15 protein-coding genes are annotated in these 17198 nt (G+C 72.5%); 5 read left to right on the forward strand and 10 right to left on the reverse strand.

Translation table 11 applies throughout. The features are described 5' to 3' along the window. The first annotated feature begins 40 nt into the window (after window positions 1-40). Window positions 41-946 (forward strand): HhH-GPD family protein, encoded by a 906-nt coding sequence (locus tag V6U81_RS03035; RefSeq protein WP_334484024.1) that lies wholly within the window; start codon window positions 41-43, stop codon window positions 944-946. A gap of 81 nt (window positions 947-1027) precedes the next feature. On the opposite strand, the gene V6U81_RS03040 is transcribed toward V6U81_RS03035, so the two are convergent. The 3 genes from V6U81_RS03040 to lysS form a co-directional block, all read right to left on the reverse strand. After that, a complete protein-coding gene (locus tag V6U81_RS03040) occupies window positions 1028-3559 on the reverse strand; it encodes an ATP-dependent Clp protease ATP-binding subunit (protein ID WP_334484027.1) in 2532 nt (843 codons plus the stop codon). A 437-nt stretch (window positions 3560-3996) separates the two neighbouring features. After that, on the reverse strand, window positions 3997-4347 hold the full coding sequence (locus V6U81_RS03045) for a histone-like nucleoid-structuring protein Lsr2 (RefSeq protein ID WP_334484029.1): 351 nt from the start codon (window positions 4345-4347) through the stop codon (window positions 3997-3999). A gap of 110 nt (window positions 4348-4457) precedes the next feature. After that, complete coding sequence (gene lysS / locus V6U81_RS03050) at window positions 4458-5966, reverse strand: lysine--tRNA ligase (RefSeq protein ID WP_334484031.1); 1509 nt, start codon at window positions 5964-5966, stop codon at window positions 4458-4460. Window positions 5967-6058: 92 nt separating this feature from the next. On the opposite strand from lysS, the gene V6U81_RS03055 reads away from it, so the two are divergent. Further along, the gene (locus V6U81_RS03055; RefSeq protein WP_334484032.1) at window positions 6059-6799 is read left to right on the forward strand and encodes a class I SAM-dependent methyltransferase; all 741 of its coding nucleotides are present in this window, start codon (window positions 6059-6061) and stop codon (window positions 6797-6799) included. Window positions 6800-6835: 36 nt separating this feature from the next. Here the strand turns inward: V6U81_RS03055 and V6U81_RS03060 are convergent, their stop codons facing one another. Next, window positions 6836-7594 carry a type III pantothenate kinase gene (locus tag V6U81_RS03060; RefSeq protein ID WP_334484034.1) on the reverse strand — a complete coding sequence of 253 codons (759 nt, stop codon included), beginning with the start codon at window positions 7592-7594 and terminating at the stop codon, window positions 6836-6838. Window positions 7595-7711: 117 nt separating this feature from the next. Between V6U81_RS03060 and V6U81_RS03065 the strand changes: the two genes are divergently transcribed. Continuing rightward, entirely contained in the window at window positions 7712-8809 is a 1098-nt protein-coding gene (locus tag V6U81_RS03065) for a hypothetical protein (protein WP_334484036.1), read from the forward strand. Between the two features lie 3 nt (window positions 8810-8812). Here the strand turns inward: V6U81_RS03065 and nadC are convergent, their stop codons facing one another. The 6 genes from nadC to V6U81_RS03095 form a co-directional block, all read right to left on the reverse strand. Next, window positions 8813-9709 (reverse strand): carboxylating nicotinate-nucleotide diphosphorylase, encoded by an 897-nt coding sequence (nadC, locus tag V6U81_RS03070; RefSeq protein ID WP_334484039.1) that lies wholly within the window; start codon window positions 9707-9709, stop codon window positions 8813-8815. Continuing rightward, entirely contained in the window at window positions 9706-11400 is a 1695-nt protein-coding gene (locus V6U81_RS03075; protein ID WP_334484041.1) for an L-aspartate oxidase, read from the reverse strand. Before V6U81_RS03075 ends, nadC begins: the two co-directional genes overlap by 4 nt. 73 nt (window positions 11401-11473) lie before the next feature. Then, window positions 11474-12370 (reverse strand): septum formation family protein, encoded by an 897-nt coding sequence (locus V6U81_RS03080; protein WP_334484044.1) that lies wholly within the window; start codon window positions 12368-12370, stop codon window positions 11474-11476. A gap of 88 nt (window positions 12371-12458) precedes the next feature. Beyond that, entirely contained in the window at window positions 12459-12884 is a 426-nt protein-coding gene (gene panD / locus V6U81_RS03085) for an aspartate 1-decarboxylase (protein WP_334484046.1), read from the reverse strand. A 36-nt stretch (window positions 12885-12920) separates the two neighbouring features. Continuing rightward, entirely contained in the window at window positions 12921-13769 is an 849-nt protein-coding gene (gene panC / locus V6U81_RS03090; protein ID WP_334484049.1) for a pantoate--beta-alanine ligase, read from the reverse strand. Next, window positions 13766-14800 (reverse strand): Rossmann-like and DUF2520 domain-containing protein, encoded by a 1035-nt coding sequence (locus V6U81_RS03095; protein WP_334484052.1) that lies wholly within the window; start codon window positions 14798-14800, stop codon window positions 13766-13768. The genes panC and V6U81_RS03095 overlap by 4 nt, the downstream gene beginning before the upstream one ends. Window positions 14801-14989: 189 nt before the next feature. Here V6U81_RS03095 and V6U81_RS03100 point away from each other — a divergent pair, with 189 nt between their 5' ends. Beyond that, window positions 14990-16027, forward strand: coding sequence for an SAM-dependent methyltransferase (locus V6U81_RS03100; RefSeq protein ID WP_334484055.1), 1038 nt, complete (start codon window positions 14990-14992; stop codon window positions 16025-16027). Next, entirely contained in the window at window positions 16024-17193 is a 1170-nt protein-coding gene (locus V6U81_RS03105) for an NADH-quinone oxidoreductase subunit D (protein WP_334484058.1), read from the forward strand. The genes V6U81_RS03100 and V6U81_RS03105 overlap by 4 nt, the downstream gene beginning before the upstream one ends. Window positions 17194-17198 lie beyond the last annotated feature (5 nt).

A 17198-nucleotide genomic window follows, 5' to 3' on the forward strand; every position in this document is an offset into this window, starting at 1 on the left:
ATCCTGCGGGAAGGCGGCGCGTGACATCATCGGCGACGCGATGACTGAACCCACCTTCGCCACCCGGGTCAGCCGGTGGTACGAGCAGAACGCCCGTGACCTGCCGTGGCGCGAGCCCGGCGTCGGGGCGTGGGCCATCCTGGTCAGCGAGGTCATGCTCCAGCAGACCCCGGTGGTCCGGGTGCTGCCCGCCTGGCAGGCCTGGCTGGCCCGCTGGCCCGACCCGGCCGCGCTGGCCGCCGACCCGCCGGCCGAGGCGATCCGGATGTGGGGCCGGCTCGGCTACCCCCGCCGGGCGGTCCGGCTGCGCGACTGCGCGGTGGCGATCGTGGAGCGGCACGGCGGGGCGGTGCCGGACCAGCTCGACCAGCTGCTGGCGCTGCCCGGCGTCGGGACGTACACCGCGCGGGCGGTCGCCGCGTTCGCGTTCGGGCAGCGGCATCCGGTGGTCGACACCAACGTCCGGCGGGTGGTCTCCCGGGCGATCGCCGGTGAACCGGACGCCGGACCGGCGACCCGCCCCTCCGACCTGGTCGCCTGCGAGGAACTGCTCCCCGTCGAGCCGGCCGCCGCCGCGCTGGCCAGCGCCGCCTTCATGGAGCTCGGCGCGGTGATCTGCACGGCCCGTTCGCCGCGCTGCGCGGTCTGCCCGGTGGAGTCGGTCTGCGCCTGGCGGGCCTCCGGCCAGGACGCCCCGGCCGGCCCCACCCGCCGTCCCCAGCGGTACGCCGGCACCGACCGGCAGGTCCGGGGACTGCTGCTCGGGGTGCTCCGGGAGGCCACCGGGCCGGTCCCGCACCAGCGGCTGGACCAGGTCTGGCACGACGACGTGCAGCGGGCCCGGGCGCTCGCCGGGCTGGTGAAGGACGGCCTGGTCGAGCCGGTGGGCGAGGAGTCGTTCCGCCTTCTCGGCGACGGCCCGCCCACCCCTCTCCCGCTCCGCTGACCCGCCACCGCCAGAGTTACGAAAGGCGACGGCCCCGGCTGGCTTTCGCCGACCGGGGCCGTCGCCCTCGTGCTGTCGTCCTTACTCGTCCGCGCCCGCGGTGGCCGCGCCACCGAGGTCGGCCGGAACGGCGTCCGGCACCTCGGCCGGGCGGTCCGAACCGCGGAAGACCAGCTTGGACTTGTCGATGTCCTCCGGGTCACCCTCGCAGTCCACCACCACGATCTGACCCGGGGTCAGCTCGTTGAAGAGGATCCGCTCGGAGAGGTTGTCCTCGATGTCGCGCTGGATCGTGCGACGCAGCGGACGCGCGCCCAGCACCGGGTCGAAGCCCTTCTTGGACAGGTACTTCTTGGCGTTGTCGGTCAGCTCCAGACCCATGTCCTTGTTGCGGAGCTGGGTCTCGATCCGCTGGATCATGATGTCCACGATCGAGAGGATCTCGGACTGACGCAGCTGGTGGAAGACGATGGTGTCGTCGATCCGGTTGAGGAACTCAGGCCGGAAGTGCTGCTTGAGCTCGTCGTTGACCTTCTGCTTCATCCGGTCGTAGTTCGACTCGGAGTCCTCCGAGGCCTGGAAGCCCAGCGACACCGCCTTGGCCACGTCCCGGGTACCGAGGTTGGTGGTCAGGATGATGACCGTGTTCTTGAAGTCCACGATCCGGCCCTGACCGTCGGTGAGCCGACCGTCCTCCAGGATCTGGAGCAGCGTGTTGAACACGTCCGGGTGGGCCTTCTCGATCTCGTCGAAGAGGACCACCGAGAACGGCCGACGCCGCACCTTCTCGGTCAGCTGCCCGCCCTCGTCGTAGCCGACGTAGCCGGGAGGGGCACCCACCAGCCGGGAGACCGTGTAGCGGTCGTGGAACTCGGACATGTCCAGCTGGATGAGGGCGTCCTCGCTGCCGAAGAGGAACTCGGCCAGCGCCTTGGAGAGCTCGGTCTTACCGACACCGGACGGGCCGGCGAAGATGAACGAGCCCGACGGGCGCTTGGGGTCCTTCAGGCCGGCCCGGGTACGCCGGATCGCCTTCGAGACCGCCTTGACCGCGTCCTCCTGGCCGATGACGCGCTTGTGCAGCTCGTCCTCCATGCGCAGCAGGCGCGAGGTCTCCTCCTCGGTCAGCTTGTAGACCGGGATGCCGGTCCAGTTGCCGAGCACCTCGGCGATCTGCTCGTCGTCCACCTCGCTGACGACGTCCAGGTCACCGGCCTTCCACTCCTTCTCCCGCTGCGCCTTCTGGCCGAGGAGCTGCTTCTCCTTGTCGCGCAGCTGGGCGGCGCGCTCGAAGTCCTGCGCGTCGATCGCGGACTCCTTGTCGCGACGCACCTGGGCGATGCGCTCGTCGAAGTCGCGCAGGTCTGGCGGCGCGGTCATCCGGCGGATCCGCATCCGCGCGCCGGCCTCGTCGATCAGGTCGATCGCCTTGTCCGGCAGGAAGCGGTCGGAGATGTAACGGTCGGCCAGAGTGGCGGCGGCCACGAGAGCGGCGTCGGTGATGCTCACCCGGTGGTGCGCCTCGTAGCGGTCCCGCAGGCCCTTGAGGATCTCGATGGTGTGGGCCAGGGACGGCTCACCCACCTGGATCGGCTGGAAACGACGCTCGAGAGCGGCGTCCTTCTCCAGGTGCTTGCGGTACTCATCCAGCGTGGTGGCGCCGATGGTCTGCAGCTCGCCACGGGCCAGCATCGGCTTGAGGATGCTCGCCGCGTCGATCGCGCCCTCGGCGGCACCCGCACCCACCAGGGTGTGGATCTCGTCGATGAAGAGGATGATGTCGCCGCGGGTGCGGATCTCCTTGAGCACCTTCTTGAGGCGCTCCTCGAAGTCACCGCGGTAGCGGGAACCGGCGACCAGGGCACCGAGGTCGAGGGTGTAGAGCTGCTTGTCCTTCAGCGTCTCGGGCACCTCGCCCTTGATGATCTTCTGGGACAGCCCCTCCACCACGGCGGTCTTGCCGACGCCGGGCTCACCGATCAGGACCGGGTTGTTCTTGGTACGGCGGGAGAGCACCTGCATGACCCGCTCGATTTCCTTCTCGCGCCCGATCACCGGGTCGAGCTTGCCCTCGCGGGCGGCCTGGGTCAGGTTGCGGCCGAACTGGTCCAGCACCAGGCTGGTCGACGGCGCGGCCTCACCCGGGGTGGCACCGGCCGCGGCCGGCTCCTTGCCCTGGTAGCCGGAGAGCAGCTGGATCACCTGCTGGCGGACCCGGTTGAGGTCGGCGCCGAGCTTGACCAGCACCTGGGCGGCGACGCCCTCGCCCTCGCGAATCAGGCCGAGCAGGATGTGCTCGGTGCCGATGTAGTTGTGGCCGAGCTGCAGCGCCTCGCGCAGCGACAGCTCCAGCACCTTCTTGGCCCGCGGCGTGAACGGGATGTGCCCGCTCGGCGCCTGCTGACCCTGGCCGATGATCTCCTCGACCTGCTGACGGACGCCCTCGAGGGAGATGCCGAGGCTCTCCAGGGCCTTAGCCGCGACGCCTTCACCCTCGTGGATGAGGCCCAGCAGGATGTGCTCCGTACCGATGTAGTTGTGGTTGAGCATCCGGGCCTCTTCTTGGGCCAGGACGACAACCCGTCGCGCTCGGTCGGTGAACCGCTCGAACATGCCCTCGTGCTCCTCACGTGCCGTGCGCCTTGATAGCCAAGATCTTGGCGGGGCCGGTGCGCGGACGTCCGGGACGGGCGTCCGTGCCTCCTTACTCTATCGCCGCTGACCGACTCCGCTGAGGTCGTGTCTCCCCGCGCTGAGCCGTTCTGACGTCGTTTTGAACAACCATCCGCGCTCAGGAGGTGTTCCGGGACCCTCAGCTGTACGCGCAGAGCGAAATTCGCCAGGGGGGTCCGCAGCGCCTTCCGGTGCCGCGGTGGCCTCATCCACAGGCTGTGGACAACTTCTCCACTGGTTGTGGACAACGTCGGTCGGGCTGAGAACCTTCCCGGCCCCGACGGCGGCGCCGACACCCGCGCCGGACCGCCCCCGGACACGGCGACGCCGGCCCGGAGCCACGCTCCGGTCCGGCGTCGTGTCGCCTCGGCCCTCGGTCAGTGACCGGCCTTCGAGTGGTACTCCTCGACGATCTCCTGGGGGATGCGACCCCGGTCGGAGATGTCCCGGCCGGCCTTCTTAGCCCAGGCCCGAATGGCCTTGTTCTGCTCGCGATCGGCAGTGGCGCCGCCCCGGCCCCGAGCGGCCCGGCCACCGACGACCACGCCGCCCCGGCCGACCCGGGTGCCCGCCGCCACGTACTGGGCGAATACGTCGCGCAATTTCTCGGCGTTCTTGGCCGACAGGTCGATCTCGTACTGAACGCCGTCCAGGGCGAACTTGACGGTCTCGTCCGCGTCCCCGCCGTCCAGGTCATCGACCAGCTTGTGAATGATCTGCTTGGCCACGTCCCACATTCCTTTCGAGCAGGGTGCTCCTGCAATAGGAGCACGATAACCCGCCCGATGCTTGTCGCGTCAACGGGATGCGGTAACGAGCCGGAGAAGAAGTCGTCCGGTCACTCGGGGCGAACCAAGGGGAACAGGATCGTTTCCCGAATTCCCAGGCCGGTGAGCGCCATCAGAAGACGGTCGATTCCCATTCCCATACCCCCGGCCGGCGGCATTCCGTACTCCATCGCCCGGAGGAAGTCCTCGTCCAGCCGCATCGCCTCGTCGTCGCCGCGGGCGGCCAGCTGCGCCTGGGCGACCAGCCGCTCCCGCTGCACCACCGGGTCCACCAGCTCCGAGTACGCGGTGCCCAGCTCGAAGCCGAGCACGTAGAGGTCCCACTTCTCGGCCAGCCCCGGCTCGCTGCGGTGGGCCCGGGTCAGCGGGCTGGTCTCCTCCGGGTAGTCCCGCACGAAGGTGGGCGCCTGCAGGCCCGGGACGACCAACTCCTCGAAGAGCTCCTCGGCCAGCTTGCCCGCGCCCCACTTCGGGTCGACGGAGAGCCCGACCTTGTCGGCGTACTCGACCAGGCGGGACCGCTCGGTGCGGACCGTGACCTCCTCGCCGAGGGCCTCCGAAAGCACCCCGAACAGGGTCACCGAGCGCCACTCGCCGCCCAGGTCGAACTCCCGCCCGTCGGCGTGCGTCACAGTCGTCGAACCGCTCACCGCGACCGCCGCCCGCTGCACCAGATTGCGGGTCAACTCGGCCATGGTGTCGTAGTCGCCGTACGCCTGGTAGGTCTCGAGCATCGCGAACTCCGGCGAGTGCGACGAGTCGATGCCCTCATTGCGGAAGTTGCGGTTGATCTCGAAGACCCGCTCGACGCCGCCGACCACGGCGCGCTTCAGAAACAGTTCCGGCGCGATTCGCAGATACAGATCAGTGCTGAGCGCATTGCTGTGGGTCACGAATGGGCGGGCCGCCGCGCCGCCGTGCAGCAACTGGAGCATCGGCGTCTCGACCTCGATGAATCCCCCATCGTGCAACGAGTCACGCAGACTGCGCACCGCGGCCGCCCGGGTACGGACCATCTGCCGCGCCTGCGGGCGGACGATGAGGTCCACGTACCGCTGGCGGACCCGGGCCTCCTCGCTGAGCGGCTTGTGCGCCACCGGCAGCGGGCGAAGCGCCTTGGCGGTGACCGCCCACTCGTCGGCCAGCACCGACAGCTCGCCCCGGCGGCTGGTGATCACCTCACCGGTCACCCCGACGTGGTCGCCGAGGTCGACCAGGCGCTTCCAGTCCTCCAGCCGCTCCGCGCCGACCCGGTCCAGGGAGAGCATCGCCTGCAACTCGGTGCCGTCGCCGTCGCGCAGGGTCGCGAAGCAGAGCTTGCCGGTGTTCCGTACGAAGATCACCCGGCCGGTGACCGAGACCTTGTCCCCGGTGGCGGTGTCGGTGGGCAGCTCGGCGTACTTCTCGCGGACCTCCGCCAGGGCGCTGGTGCGGGGAAAACCGACCGGGTACGGCGCGACGCCCTCGGCGAGCATCCGGTCCCGCTTCTCCCGGCGGACCTTCATCTGCTCCGGAAGGTCGTCGGCGGGGTCGACTGGCACGGCGTTCTGCTCGCTCACGGCACGCTTCCTCAGACAGGAGATTATCGGCGGGGTCAGGCCCCGAGCGTACTCAAGCCCCCAGGTGGCCGTAACGGGATAACCTGCCCGCCATGACGGACCCCACTCACGCCCTCTCGTTCGGGGCGGCGGCAAGGGAGTACGACCGGTTCCGCCCCCGCTATCCCCGCGAGGCGGTCGCCTGGGCCCTGGCGGACGTCGGCGCCCCGGCCCGGGTGGTCGACCTCGGCGCCGGCACGGGCATCCTCACCCGGCAGATCCTCGACCTCGGCCACCAGGTGCTGCCGGTGGAGCCCGACCCGGGGATGCGGGCCCGGCTGGAGGCGGTCACCCCCGGCGTCACGGCGCTCGCGGGCACGGCCGAGGCGGTGCCGCTGCCCGACGGGGCGGTGGACGCGGTGCTGGTGGGGCAGGCGTACCACTGGTTCGACAAGGAGCGGGCGCACGCCGAGATCGCCCGGGTGATCCGGACGGGCGGGACGTTCGCCCCCATCTGGAACAGCCGGGACGACAGCGTCGAATGGGTGCTGGAGCTGGGCCGGATCGCCGGCATGCGGAACGACTCCGGCGACCTGGTCGAGAAGGTCACCGACTTCGGCCCGGCCTTCGGACCGGTGGAGCTGGCCCGGTACACGCACCGGGCCACGGGCACCCCCGACGAGGTGATCGGCATGCTGCACACCCGCTCGTCCTGGCTGACCGCGCCCGCGCAGGAACGGCAGCGGGTCGACCGGGAGCTGCGCGAACTCTTCGCCACCCACCCGGACCTGGCCGGGCGGGAGACCGTCGAGCTGCCGTACCAGACGCTGGTCTTCCGGGCCCGGCGGCGCTGAGCCCGGCGCGACGGCCGACCTCGGCGGTGGCCGGGGTCAGGTGTTGCGCTCGTAGACCATCCGCAGGCCGATCAGGGTGATCATCGGCTCGTGGTGGGTGATGGTCCGGCACTCCCCGATCACCACCGAGGCGAGGCCGCCGGTGGCGATCACCGCCTTCACCTCACCCAGCTCCTCGATCATCCGCTCGACGATCCGGTCCACCTGGCCGGCGAAGCCGAAGTAGAGGCCGGACTGGAGGCACTCCACGGTGTTCTTGCCGATCACCGAGCGGGGCTTGGTCGCCTCCACCTTCCGCAGCTGCGCGGCCCGGGCGGCGAGCGCGTCGAAGGAGATCTCGATGCCCGGGGCGAACGCCCCGCCGAGGAACTCGCCCCGACCGCTGATCACGTCGAAGTTGGTGGTGGTGCCGAAGTCCACCACGATCGACGGACCGCCGTAGAGGGTGTACGCCGCCAGGGTGTTCACCACCCGGTCGGAGCCGACCTCCTTCGGGTTGTCGATGGCCAGCTGCACGCCGGTGCGTACCCCCGGCTCGACGATCACGTGGGGCAGGTCCGCGTAGTACCGGGCCAGCATGGCGCGCAGCGAGCGCAGCGCGGCCGGCACGGTCGAGCAGGCGGCCACCCCGGTGATCTCCACGGCGTCACCGGCCAGCAGCCCGCGGAACATCAGGCCCAGCTCGTCCGCGGTGGACCGGGCGTCGGTCTTGATCCGCCAGGAGTGCACCAGCTTGTCGCCGTCGAAGGTCGCCAGCACGGTGTTGGTGTTTCCGATGTCGATGCAGAGCAGCACGCACGCAGCCTAGACAACCCGCGGACGGGCGGGCGCGCAGCGGCGGGCTAACCGTACTCTGGAGGCATCGCGACATGAACATGGTTCTATCCGTGGGCGGCCGGACGGGGAGCGGACATGTCGAGGATGTGGTGGGCCCGGGGGTGTAACGCACTGCGTCGGCGCCAACGGCACCTGCTCGTGCTCATGGCGCTGGCCGGCGGCGCGCTCTGGATGGTCGTCGGGGCCTGGCGGTCCGACCAGCGGGACGGGCAGACCTTCCGCGGCGACCTCTACCTGAACATCGGCACGGCACTGATCATGACCCTGCTGACCTACCTCGTGCTCAACCCGCTCTTCCGGGAGCTTCAGACCGCGACCATCATCGAGCACCCCCGGCTGGACCGGGACGCGCTGATCCAGCGGATCGCGCAGTCCCGGGAGACCGTCGCGATCCTGGAGACCTTCACCAGCATGCTGGAGGGGCCCTACACGTCGCGCTTCCTGTCCGCGTTGCGGTTCGCGCTCAACAACGGCGCGATGGTCAAGGTGCTGCTGCTCGACCCGGACTCACCCGCCGTCCGGCTCCGCGCCGAGGAGCTGCGCCGCGCGGACGCCGCCATCGCGATCATGAACAACCTGTACCACTTCGGGCAGCTTCAGCAACAGCTCGCCCCGGCCGCCCGGTCCCGGCTCCAGGTACGGACGTACGCGACCGCGCCCTCGGTCCAGATGTACCGCTGGGATCACAAGGCGTTCATCTCCTTCTTCCCGGTGCACGGCAAGACCTTCGACGCCCAGCAGCTGGAGGCGTTCGTCTCCACCCCGCTCGGTGAGTTCGTCGACGACCGGTTCACCGAGCTGTGGGAGACCGCACCGGTCCGCGACCTCGACGCCTGCCTGCATCTGAGCGTCTGCCTCCGGCGCGGCGGCACCGAGCTGGAATCGTGCGAGGCACGCTACGTCCGGGTCGACGGCACCTGGTACATCGCCGGCGCGGACCTCGTACGCAACGTGGCCCGGCACGGGCTGGCCGGGCTGAGCGTGGTGCTGGACCGGCCGGAGGCCGCCGGCCAGGCGTTCGCCCTCGGCGAGGCGGACGAGCTGGAGCCCGAGGTCTACCAACGCGCGCTCCAGCTCTTCCGCGCGAAGTACGGCCTGGACGGCCGGGACGACACCGAGAACCAGGTCATCTTCAACCTCGTCGTCGCCACGCTCACCCGGCAGCTGACCTGACCGTCACACCTCCCGGAGGTCCAGCGCGATGTCCAGGATGGGCGAGGAGTGGGTCAGCGCGCCCACCGAGATGAAGTCCACGCCGGTCGCGCCGTACTCGGCGGCCACCGGCAGGGTCAGCCCCCCGGTCGCCTCCAGCTCGGCCCGGTCGCCCACCGCCGCGACCACCTCGCGCAGCAGCGCCGGCGTCATGTTGTCCAGCAGCAGGAAGTCCGCCCCCGCCTCGACGGCCTCCACCGCCTCGGCGAGCGTGTCCACCTCCACCTGCACCGGGACGTCCGGGAAGGCCTCCCGCACCCGCCGGTAGGCCGGCGCGATCCCGCCGGCGGCCAGCTTGTGGTTGTCCTTGATCATGGCGACGTCGTGCAGGCCCATCCGCTTGTTGGTGCCGCCGCCGGCCCGCACCGCGTACTTCTCCAGCGCCCGCAGGCCCGGCGTGGTCTTCCGGGTGTCCAGCACCATCGTCTTCGTGCCGGCCAACGCGTCCGCCCAGGCCCGGGTGTGGGTGGCCACCCCGGACATCCGGCAGAGCAGGTTCAGCGCGGTGCGCTCGGCGGTGAGCAGCAGCCGGGTCGGGCCGGTCACCGTCGCCAGCACGTCGCCGCGCGCCACCCGCGCGCCGTCGTGGGCCACCACCGACACCTCGACGGTACGGTCCGACCCGGTCACCTCGCCCACCAGCTCGAAGACGGCCGCGGCCACGGCCAGCCCGGCGACCACGCCGTCGGCCCGGGCCACCAGGTCGGCGGTGTCGGTCTGCGCGTCGGGGATGGTGGCGACGCTGGTGACGTCGAGGAAGTCCGGCCCCAGGTCCTCGGTGAGCGCGTCCACGATCACCCGCCGGACCCGTTCCGGGTCCAGGCCGGCCTCCCGCAACGCCCGCTCGGTCCTCGCGCTCACGCCGACTCCTCCCACCGCTGCGTCACCCTGCCCTGCGCCCCGACCGCCTCGACCAGGTGGCCGCACCACCGCTCGTCGGCCGTCGGGAAGTCTTCCCGCCAGTGGCACCCCCGGGTCTCCTGGCGTACGTACGCGGCGGCGACCAGGGTCGACGCCACGGTGATCAGGTTCGTCGCCTCCCAGTCGGCGGTCCGCGGGGTGCCGCGCCCCTGGCCGACCTCGGTCAGGGTGCCCGCCGTCGCGGTGAGCGTCTCCGCCGAACGGAGCACGCCCGCGCCCCGGGTCATCGCCCGTTGCAGCGTCGCCGTGCCCTGCGCCGGCACCACCCAGCCCTCGCCGCCCACCCAGGCCCCGGTCTCCGCCGGCTTCACCTGCTCCGGCAGCCCGGCGGCGACGTCCTCAGCGATCCGGCGGGAGAAGACCAGCCCCTCCAGCAGCGAGTTGCTGGCCAGCCGGTTCGCGCCGTGCACGCCGGTGCAGGCGACCTCGCCGCAGGCGTACAGGCCGGGGATGGAGGTGCGGCCGCGCAGGTCGGTGCGGACGCCGCCGGAGGCGTAGTGGGCGGCCGGGGCCACCGGGATCAGGTCGGTCGCCGGGTCCACCCCGATGGCCAGGCAGGACGCCACGATGGTCGGGAAGCGCCCGGCGAGGAAGTCCCCGCCGAGGTGCCGGGCGTCGAGGAAGACGTGGTCCGCGCCGGTCGCCAGCAGCACCCGGTGGATGCCCTTGGCGACCACGTCCCGGGGGGCCAGCTCGGCCAGCTCGTGCTGCCCCACCATGAACCGTTTGCCGTCGCCGTCGACCAGGTGGGCGCCCTCGCCGCGCAGCGCCTCCGAGACCAGCGGCTGCTGGGCCAGTCCGGCGCCCGGCACCCGGGCGTGTTCGGGCACGATCAGCGCGGTCGGGTGGAACTGGACGAACTCGACGTCGGTGACGGCCGCGCCGGCCCGCAGCGCCAGCGCCACCCCGTCGCCGGTGGAGACCGCCGGGTTGGTGGTGGCCGCGAAGATCTGGCCCATCCCGCCGGTGGCCAGCACCACCGCCCGGGCCAGCAGCGCGCCGACGCCGTCCTCGCTGCCCTCGCCGAGCACGTGCAGGGTGATGCCGCAGGCGGGGCCGAGCCCGTCCGGGCCGTCGCCGGGGGCGCGCAGCAGGTCCAGCACCAGGGCGTGCTCGACCAGCCGGATCCACGGGTCGCGGCGGACCGCGGCGTGCAGCGCCCGCTGCACCTCGGCGCCGGTCGCGTCCCCGCCGGCGTGCACGATCCGGTCGGCCCGGTGGCCGCCCTCGCGGGTGAGCATCAGCGAGCCGTCCGGATGGCGGTCGAACTCGGCGCCGATCCGCATCAGCTCCCGCAGCCGGGGCGGCCCCTCCTCGACCAGCACCCGTACCGCCGCCGGGTCGCAGAGGCCGACCCCGGCGACCTCGGTGTCGTACGCGTGCGCGGCCGGGGTGTCCGCCGGGTCGAGCACCGCGGCGATCCCGCCCTGCGCCCAGCGGGTGGAGCCGTCGTCGATGTTGACCTTCGTGACGACGGTGACGTGCAGGCCCGCCTCGCGCAGGTGCAGCGCGGCGGTGAGCCCGGCCACCCCGGAACCGACCACGATCACGTCGGTGGTCTCCACCCAGCCGGGCGCGGGGGCGGCCAACAGCCTGGGCAGGGCCGGCAGGTCGACGGTCCGAAGTTCCATGGACACAGTCAACCCGAACGGCCCTCACCCCGGGCGGCGGGGGCGGGACGAGTGGTTTGGACTACGGCGTCCGCTACCTCGTCCGTACCGGCAGGCCGGCCGGGCCGGCGCCCTTCAGCGAGGCGGTCACCGTGCGGTTGCTGAGCCACAGGTAGCAGCGGACGCCCCGGTCGCCGACCCGCCAGCGCCCGGCCCCGGGCGGGCGGACCACCACGTCGCCACGGAAGCGCAGCTCTGCGTCGTCCGGCACACCGACGTACCGGCTGATCGCACCGCGGCAGCCGGCGTAGACCGGCAGCCAGTCGACGTCCCGGATGGGAAAGGGACGATCCGGTGCCTTCCACACCCCGACGAACTCGGCGTCGTGGGCGGTGCCGCAGCCGACCGGGGTCAGCCTGCGCACCCCCAGGGTGCTTCCGGCCCGGGACTGCTGGCAGCCCAGCCGCAGCGCCGAGGCGCCCCGCAGCGCGTCGCGGAGGCTGCCCGTCCGGGTCACCACCGTGGCCGCCGCCTCGACCGTGGTGAGCTCGCTGACGTCGCAGCGGTACCAGCGGGAACCGGCCGCCCAGCCGGGGGCGGTGGGCAGCGCCACGGCCAGCCGCAGCCGGCCGGCCCGCCAGTCGTCGCCGACGTACCCGCTGGCGCGCGCGTCGCACTCGGCGAAGGCGCCGCGCAGCTCCGCGGAACCGGTGGCCGGACGGGTCGGGCGGTCGCCCGGGAAGGCGCCCACGTGCACGGTCTCCACCCGGTGCGGCACCGCGCAGTCGACCGGGGCGTACCCGGCCAGCGGGACCTCGTCGGCGAAGTCGGCGACCTGGCAGACGCCGGCCGCCGGAGTGAACGCGGCCGCCGTGGGCAGCGCCGCCCAGTCGTCGGTGAGATTCCCGTCCAGCCCGGCCGCGTTCCCGCAGCCGGCCAGCAGCGCCGCCGCCAGCAACGCGGCGACCACGATCGTCATCGCACGGCGCATCGCGGCCTCCCCCGCCGACGACCGTCAATCCGACGGTTCGACCAGGGTAACCAAAAATGACCTTCCGGTGACAGACCGGATGTCCGGCTCAGCCGAGGACGGCCAACGGGCTGGAGACGGGATCGCCGGCGGTGCCGGGGGCCACGGCGGCCGGGTCGGCGCCCAGCTCGACCACCCGGTTGTCGGCGTCGACGTGCACCACCCGGGGCTGGTACGACCGCGCCTCGGCGTTGTCCATCTGCCCGTACGAGATGAGGATGACCAGGTCCCCGGGGTGCACCAGGTGCGCCGCTGCGCCGTTGATGCCGATCACGCCGCTGCCCCGCTCGCCCGGGATCACGTACGTCTCCAGCCGGGCACCGTTCGTCACGTCCACGATCGCCACCTGCTCACCGGGGAGCAGGTCGGCGGCGTCGAGCAGATCCTGGTCCACGGTCACCGAACCGACGTAGTGCAGGTCGGCCTGGGTCACCGTGGCCCGGTGGATCTTCGACTTCAGCATGGTCCGGAACATCAAGGGTGCCTTTCAGCAGGGTGTGGTGGTGGGTGTTCAGGAACGGGGGGCGAGCCGGATCGCCAGGTTGTCGATCAGCCGGGTGCCGCCCACCCAGGCCGCCACCAACAGCCGGGCCGGGCCGGCCACCGGGCCGGGTTCCAGGTCCGGGTCGGTGAGCACCAGGTAGTCGAGCCGGGCGTCCGCGCCGGACGCGCCGAACGCCCGGTGCGCCTCGGCCAGCACCCCGCCCGCGTCGTGCCCCGCCTCGGCCGCGGCGACGCCGGCCCGCAGCGCCGCCGACAGGCTCAGCGCGGTGCGCCGCTCCTCCGGGGAGAGGTACCGGTTGCGGCTGGACAGCGCCAGCCCGTCCGGCTCCCGGACCGTCGGCACGCCGACCACCTCGACCGGTACGTCCAGGTCCCGCGCCATCCGCCGGACCAGGGTGAGCTGCTGGTAGTCCTTCTCACCGAAGAAGGCCAGGTCGGGGCGGGTGAGCTGGAGCAGCTTCAGGACCACGGTCAGCACCCCGTGGAAGAAGCCCGGCCGGCTCTGCCCCTCCAGGTCCTCGCCGAGCGGGCCCGGGTTCACCCGGATCCGGGGCTGCCCGTCCGGGTACATGTCGGCCACCGACGGGGCGAACACCACGTCCGCGCCGGCCCGGCGGCAGATCTCCAGGTCCGCGTCGAGGGTGCGCGGGTACCGGTCGAAGTCCTCGTTCGGGCCGAACTGCAACGGGTTCACGAAGATCGTCACGATCACGTGGTCGGCCCGCTCCCGGGCCGCCCGCAGCAGCGTCTCGTGGCCCGAGTGCAGCGCACCCATGGTCATCACCACGCCGACCGTGCCGGTCAGCCCGTCCCGGGCCTTCGCCAGCTCCGCCCGCGTGTGCACCAACTCCGTCATGGGGCCACCTCGGATCGCGACTGCGGGGCTCGCAAGATCGGCTCACTCCTCGCGCTCACAGACACCTCCCGATGGATTCCCGCCAGCACGTCGAGCAGCGATTCCGCGTCCACCGGCCGCAGCCGGCCCGCCGCGATCGCCCGATCGGCGCTCCGTCGGGCCAACGCCAGGTAGGGGGCCACGGATTCCGGGGCGGTCTCCGCCAGCCGGTCCAGGTGCCGCCGTACGGTGCCCGCGTCACCCCGGGACACCGGGCCGGTCAGCGCGTCGTCGCCGAGGCGCAGCGCGTTCTCCAGCGCGGCGCGCAGCAGCGGGGCCAGCACCTTCTCCGGGTTCGCCACCCCGGCGTCGCGCAGCCGGTCGGCCGCCTCGTTGACCAGGGTGACCAGGTGGTTGGCGCCGTGCGCCAGCGCCGCGTGGTAGAGCGGCCGGTCCGCCTCGCCCACCCACTCGGGCACCCCGCCCAGGTCGGCCACGAGCCGGGCGGCCAGTGGACGCAGCTCCGCCGGGGCGGTCACCCCGTACGAGATGCCGGTGAGGCGGGTGAGGTCGTCCGGGGTACCGGTGAAGGTCATCGCGGGGTGCAGCGCCAGCGGCCGGGCGCCCACCGCGGCGGCCGGATCGAGGACGGCCAGGCCGTGCGCGCCGGAGGTGTGCGCCACCACCTGACCGGGGCGCAGCGCGCCGGTCTCGGCCAGCCCGGCGACCACGCTCGCGAGGGCGTCGTCCGGCACGGCGATCAGCAGCAGGTCCGTCGCGGCCCGGGCCACCGAGGTGGCGGAGCGGTTGCGGGCGCCGGGCAGCAGCAGGGCGATCCGGGCCTTGGCGGCGCCGGAGACGCCCGAGGCGGCGACCACCCGGTGGCCGGCGGCGACGAGTGCCGCGCCCAGCACGGCGCCGACCCGGCCGGCGCCGATGACGCCGACGGTCAGGGTGCGGGGAAAGGTGAGCGGGGCGCCGGATCCGGCGCCGCCCGACAATACGGCGGCCTCACGCGGGGCGGCCGGACGCGGGCGCAGCGGTGCGCTCATGGCATCGATCCAGTCCTCGAAGGGGGTACCGGTCGACCGCAAGTATGCGCTGGGGTTACAGAGCCCAAACAAGCATGTGTGAAAACCTTCACCACCGGTGGGACCGGGCCGCCCCGGGGTGCGCGGCGGCCCCGCCGGGGGGGTGCCGCCCACCGTAGGGTCGGCACGGTGACGGCCCCGGAACGAGGAATGAAACCGACGCGCTGGCGCGACGCGATGGACCGTGCGCTCTACGGCCCGGACGGCTTCTTCGTCTCGGGGGCGGGACCGGCGGCCCACTTCCGCACCAGCGTGCACGCCTCCCCGGTCTTCGCGGCGGCCCTGCTCCGCCTGGTCGAGCAGGTCGACGCGACCCTCGGCCACCCGCCGGTCTTCCAGGTGGTCGACGTGGGAGCGGGGCGGGGCGAGTTGCTCCGCGCCCTGGCCACCGCGATCTCCCCGGCCACCACGGCCGCCGCCGGCCCTCCGCTCGCCGACCGGGTACGGCTCACCGCCGTCGAGCGGGCCGCCCGCCCCGACGACCTGCCGGCGGAGATCGGGTGGTGCGACGAGATCCCGACGGGGATCGTCGGCCTGCTGACCGCCACCGAATGGCTGGACAACGTCCCGCTCGACCTGGCCGTACCCACCGACGACGGCTGGCGCTACCTGCTGGTCGACCCGACCACCGGCACGGAGTCGGTCGGCGAGCCCGTCGACCCCGCCGACCGGGACTGGCTCGACCACTGGTGGCCCAGCACGGGCGGCGGGATGGCCGGCCGGGCGGAGATCGGGCGGAGCCGGGACGAGGCGTGGGCGGACGCCGTCGGCCGGGTCGAGCGCGGACTGGCCCTGGCCGTGGACTACGGGCAACTGCGCGACGACCGGCCGGTCGACGGGACGTTGACCGGGTACCGGAACGGCCGGCAGGTGCCGCCGGTGCCGGACGGGTCGTGCGACGTCACCGCGCACGTCGCCATGGACTCCGTCGCCTCCGCCGGTGAGCGGGTCGCCCGGTGCGCGTACTCCCTGATGGTGCAGCGGGAGGCGCTGCGGGCGCTCGGGGCCGACGGCGGCCGACCGCCGCTGAGCCTGGCCGGTTCCGACCCGGCCGGGTACGTGCGGGCGCTGGCCGCCGCGTCGGCGGCGGCCGAACTGACCGACCCGGCCGGGCTCGGCGGCCACTGGTGGCTGCTCCAGCCGGTGGGCGTGCACCACCGGTACGGCGGGCCGTCCATGGCACGATGACGGACATGACCACCGACGCCGGCGACCTCCGCGAACTGACCGTCGGCACCGGGGCCGGCGGGGAGCAGCTCGGCACCGACATGGTGCTCAACATCGGACCGCAGCACCCCTCCACGCACGGCGTGCTCCGACTGAAGCTGGTGCTCGACGGCGAACGGGTGATCTCCGCCGAACCGATCGTCGGGTACATGCACCGGGGCGCGGAGAAGCTCTTCGAGGTGCGCGACTACCGGCAGATCATCGTGCTGGCCAACCGGCACGACTGGCTCTCCGCGTTCTCCAACGAACTGGGCGTCGTGCTCGCCGTCGAACGGCTGATGGGCATGGAGGTGCCGGAGCGCGCGGTCTGGCTGCGGATGGCGCTCGCCGAGCTGAACCGGGTCCTCAACCACCTGATGTTCCTCGGCTCGTACCCGCTGGAGATCGGCGCGATCACCCCGGTCTTCTACGCCTTCCGGGAGCGGGAGACCATCCAGGCCGTCATGGAGGAGGTCTCCGGCGGCCGGATCCACTACATGTTCAACCGGGTCGGCGGGCTCAAGGAGGAGGTCCCGGCCGGCTGGACCGGCCGGGCCCGGGCCGCGATCGGCGAGGTGCGCCGGCGGATGCCGGACCTGGACCACCTCATCCGGCGCAACGAGATCTTCCTGGCCCGCACCGTCGGGGTGGGGGTGCTCTCCGCCGCCGACGCCGCCGCGTTCGGCGCGTCCGGGCCGGTCGCCCGGGCCTCCGGCCTCGACCTGGACCTGCGCCGGGACGAGCCCTACCTCGCCTACGACCAGCTGGACGTCCCGGTGGTCACCAGGAGCGCCGGGGACTGCCACGCCCGCTTCGAGGTGCTGCTCGACCAGGTGTACGCCTCGCTCGACCTCGCCGAGCAGTGCCTGGACCGGGTGGACCGGCTCACCGGCCCGATCAACACCCGGCTGCCGAAGGTGCTCAAGGCCCCGGAGGGGCACACCTACGCCTGGACCGAGAACCCGCTCGGCATCAACGGCTACTACCTGGTGTCCCGGGGCGAGAAGACCCCGTGGCGGCTCAAGCTGCGCACCGCCTCGTACGCCAACGTGCAGGCGCTGGCCACCCTGCTCCCCGGCTGTCTGGTGCCGGACCTGATCGCCATCCTCGGCTCGATGTTCTTCGTGGTCGGCGACATCGACAAGTGACCGAC

Source organism: Micromonospora lacuserhaii, from assembly GCF_036902735.1.
Taxonomy (GTDB): Bacteria; Actinomycetota; Actinomycetes; order Mycobacteriales; family Micromonosporaceae; genus Micromonospora.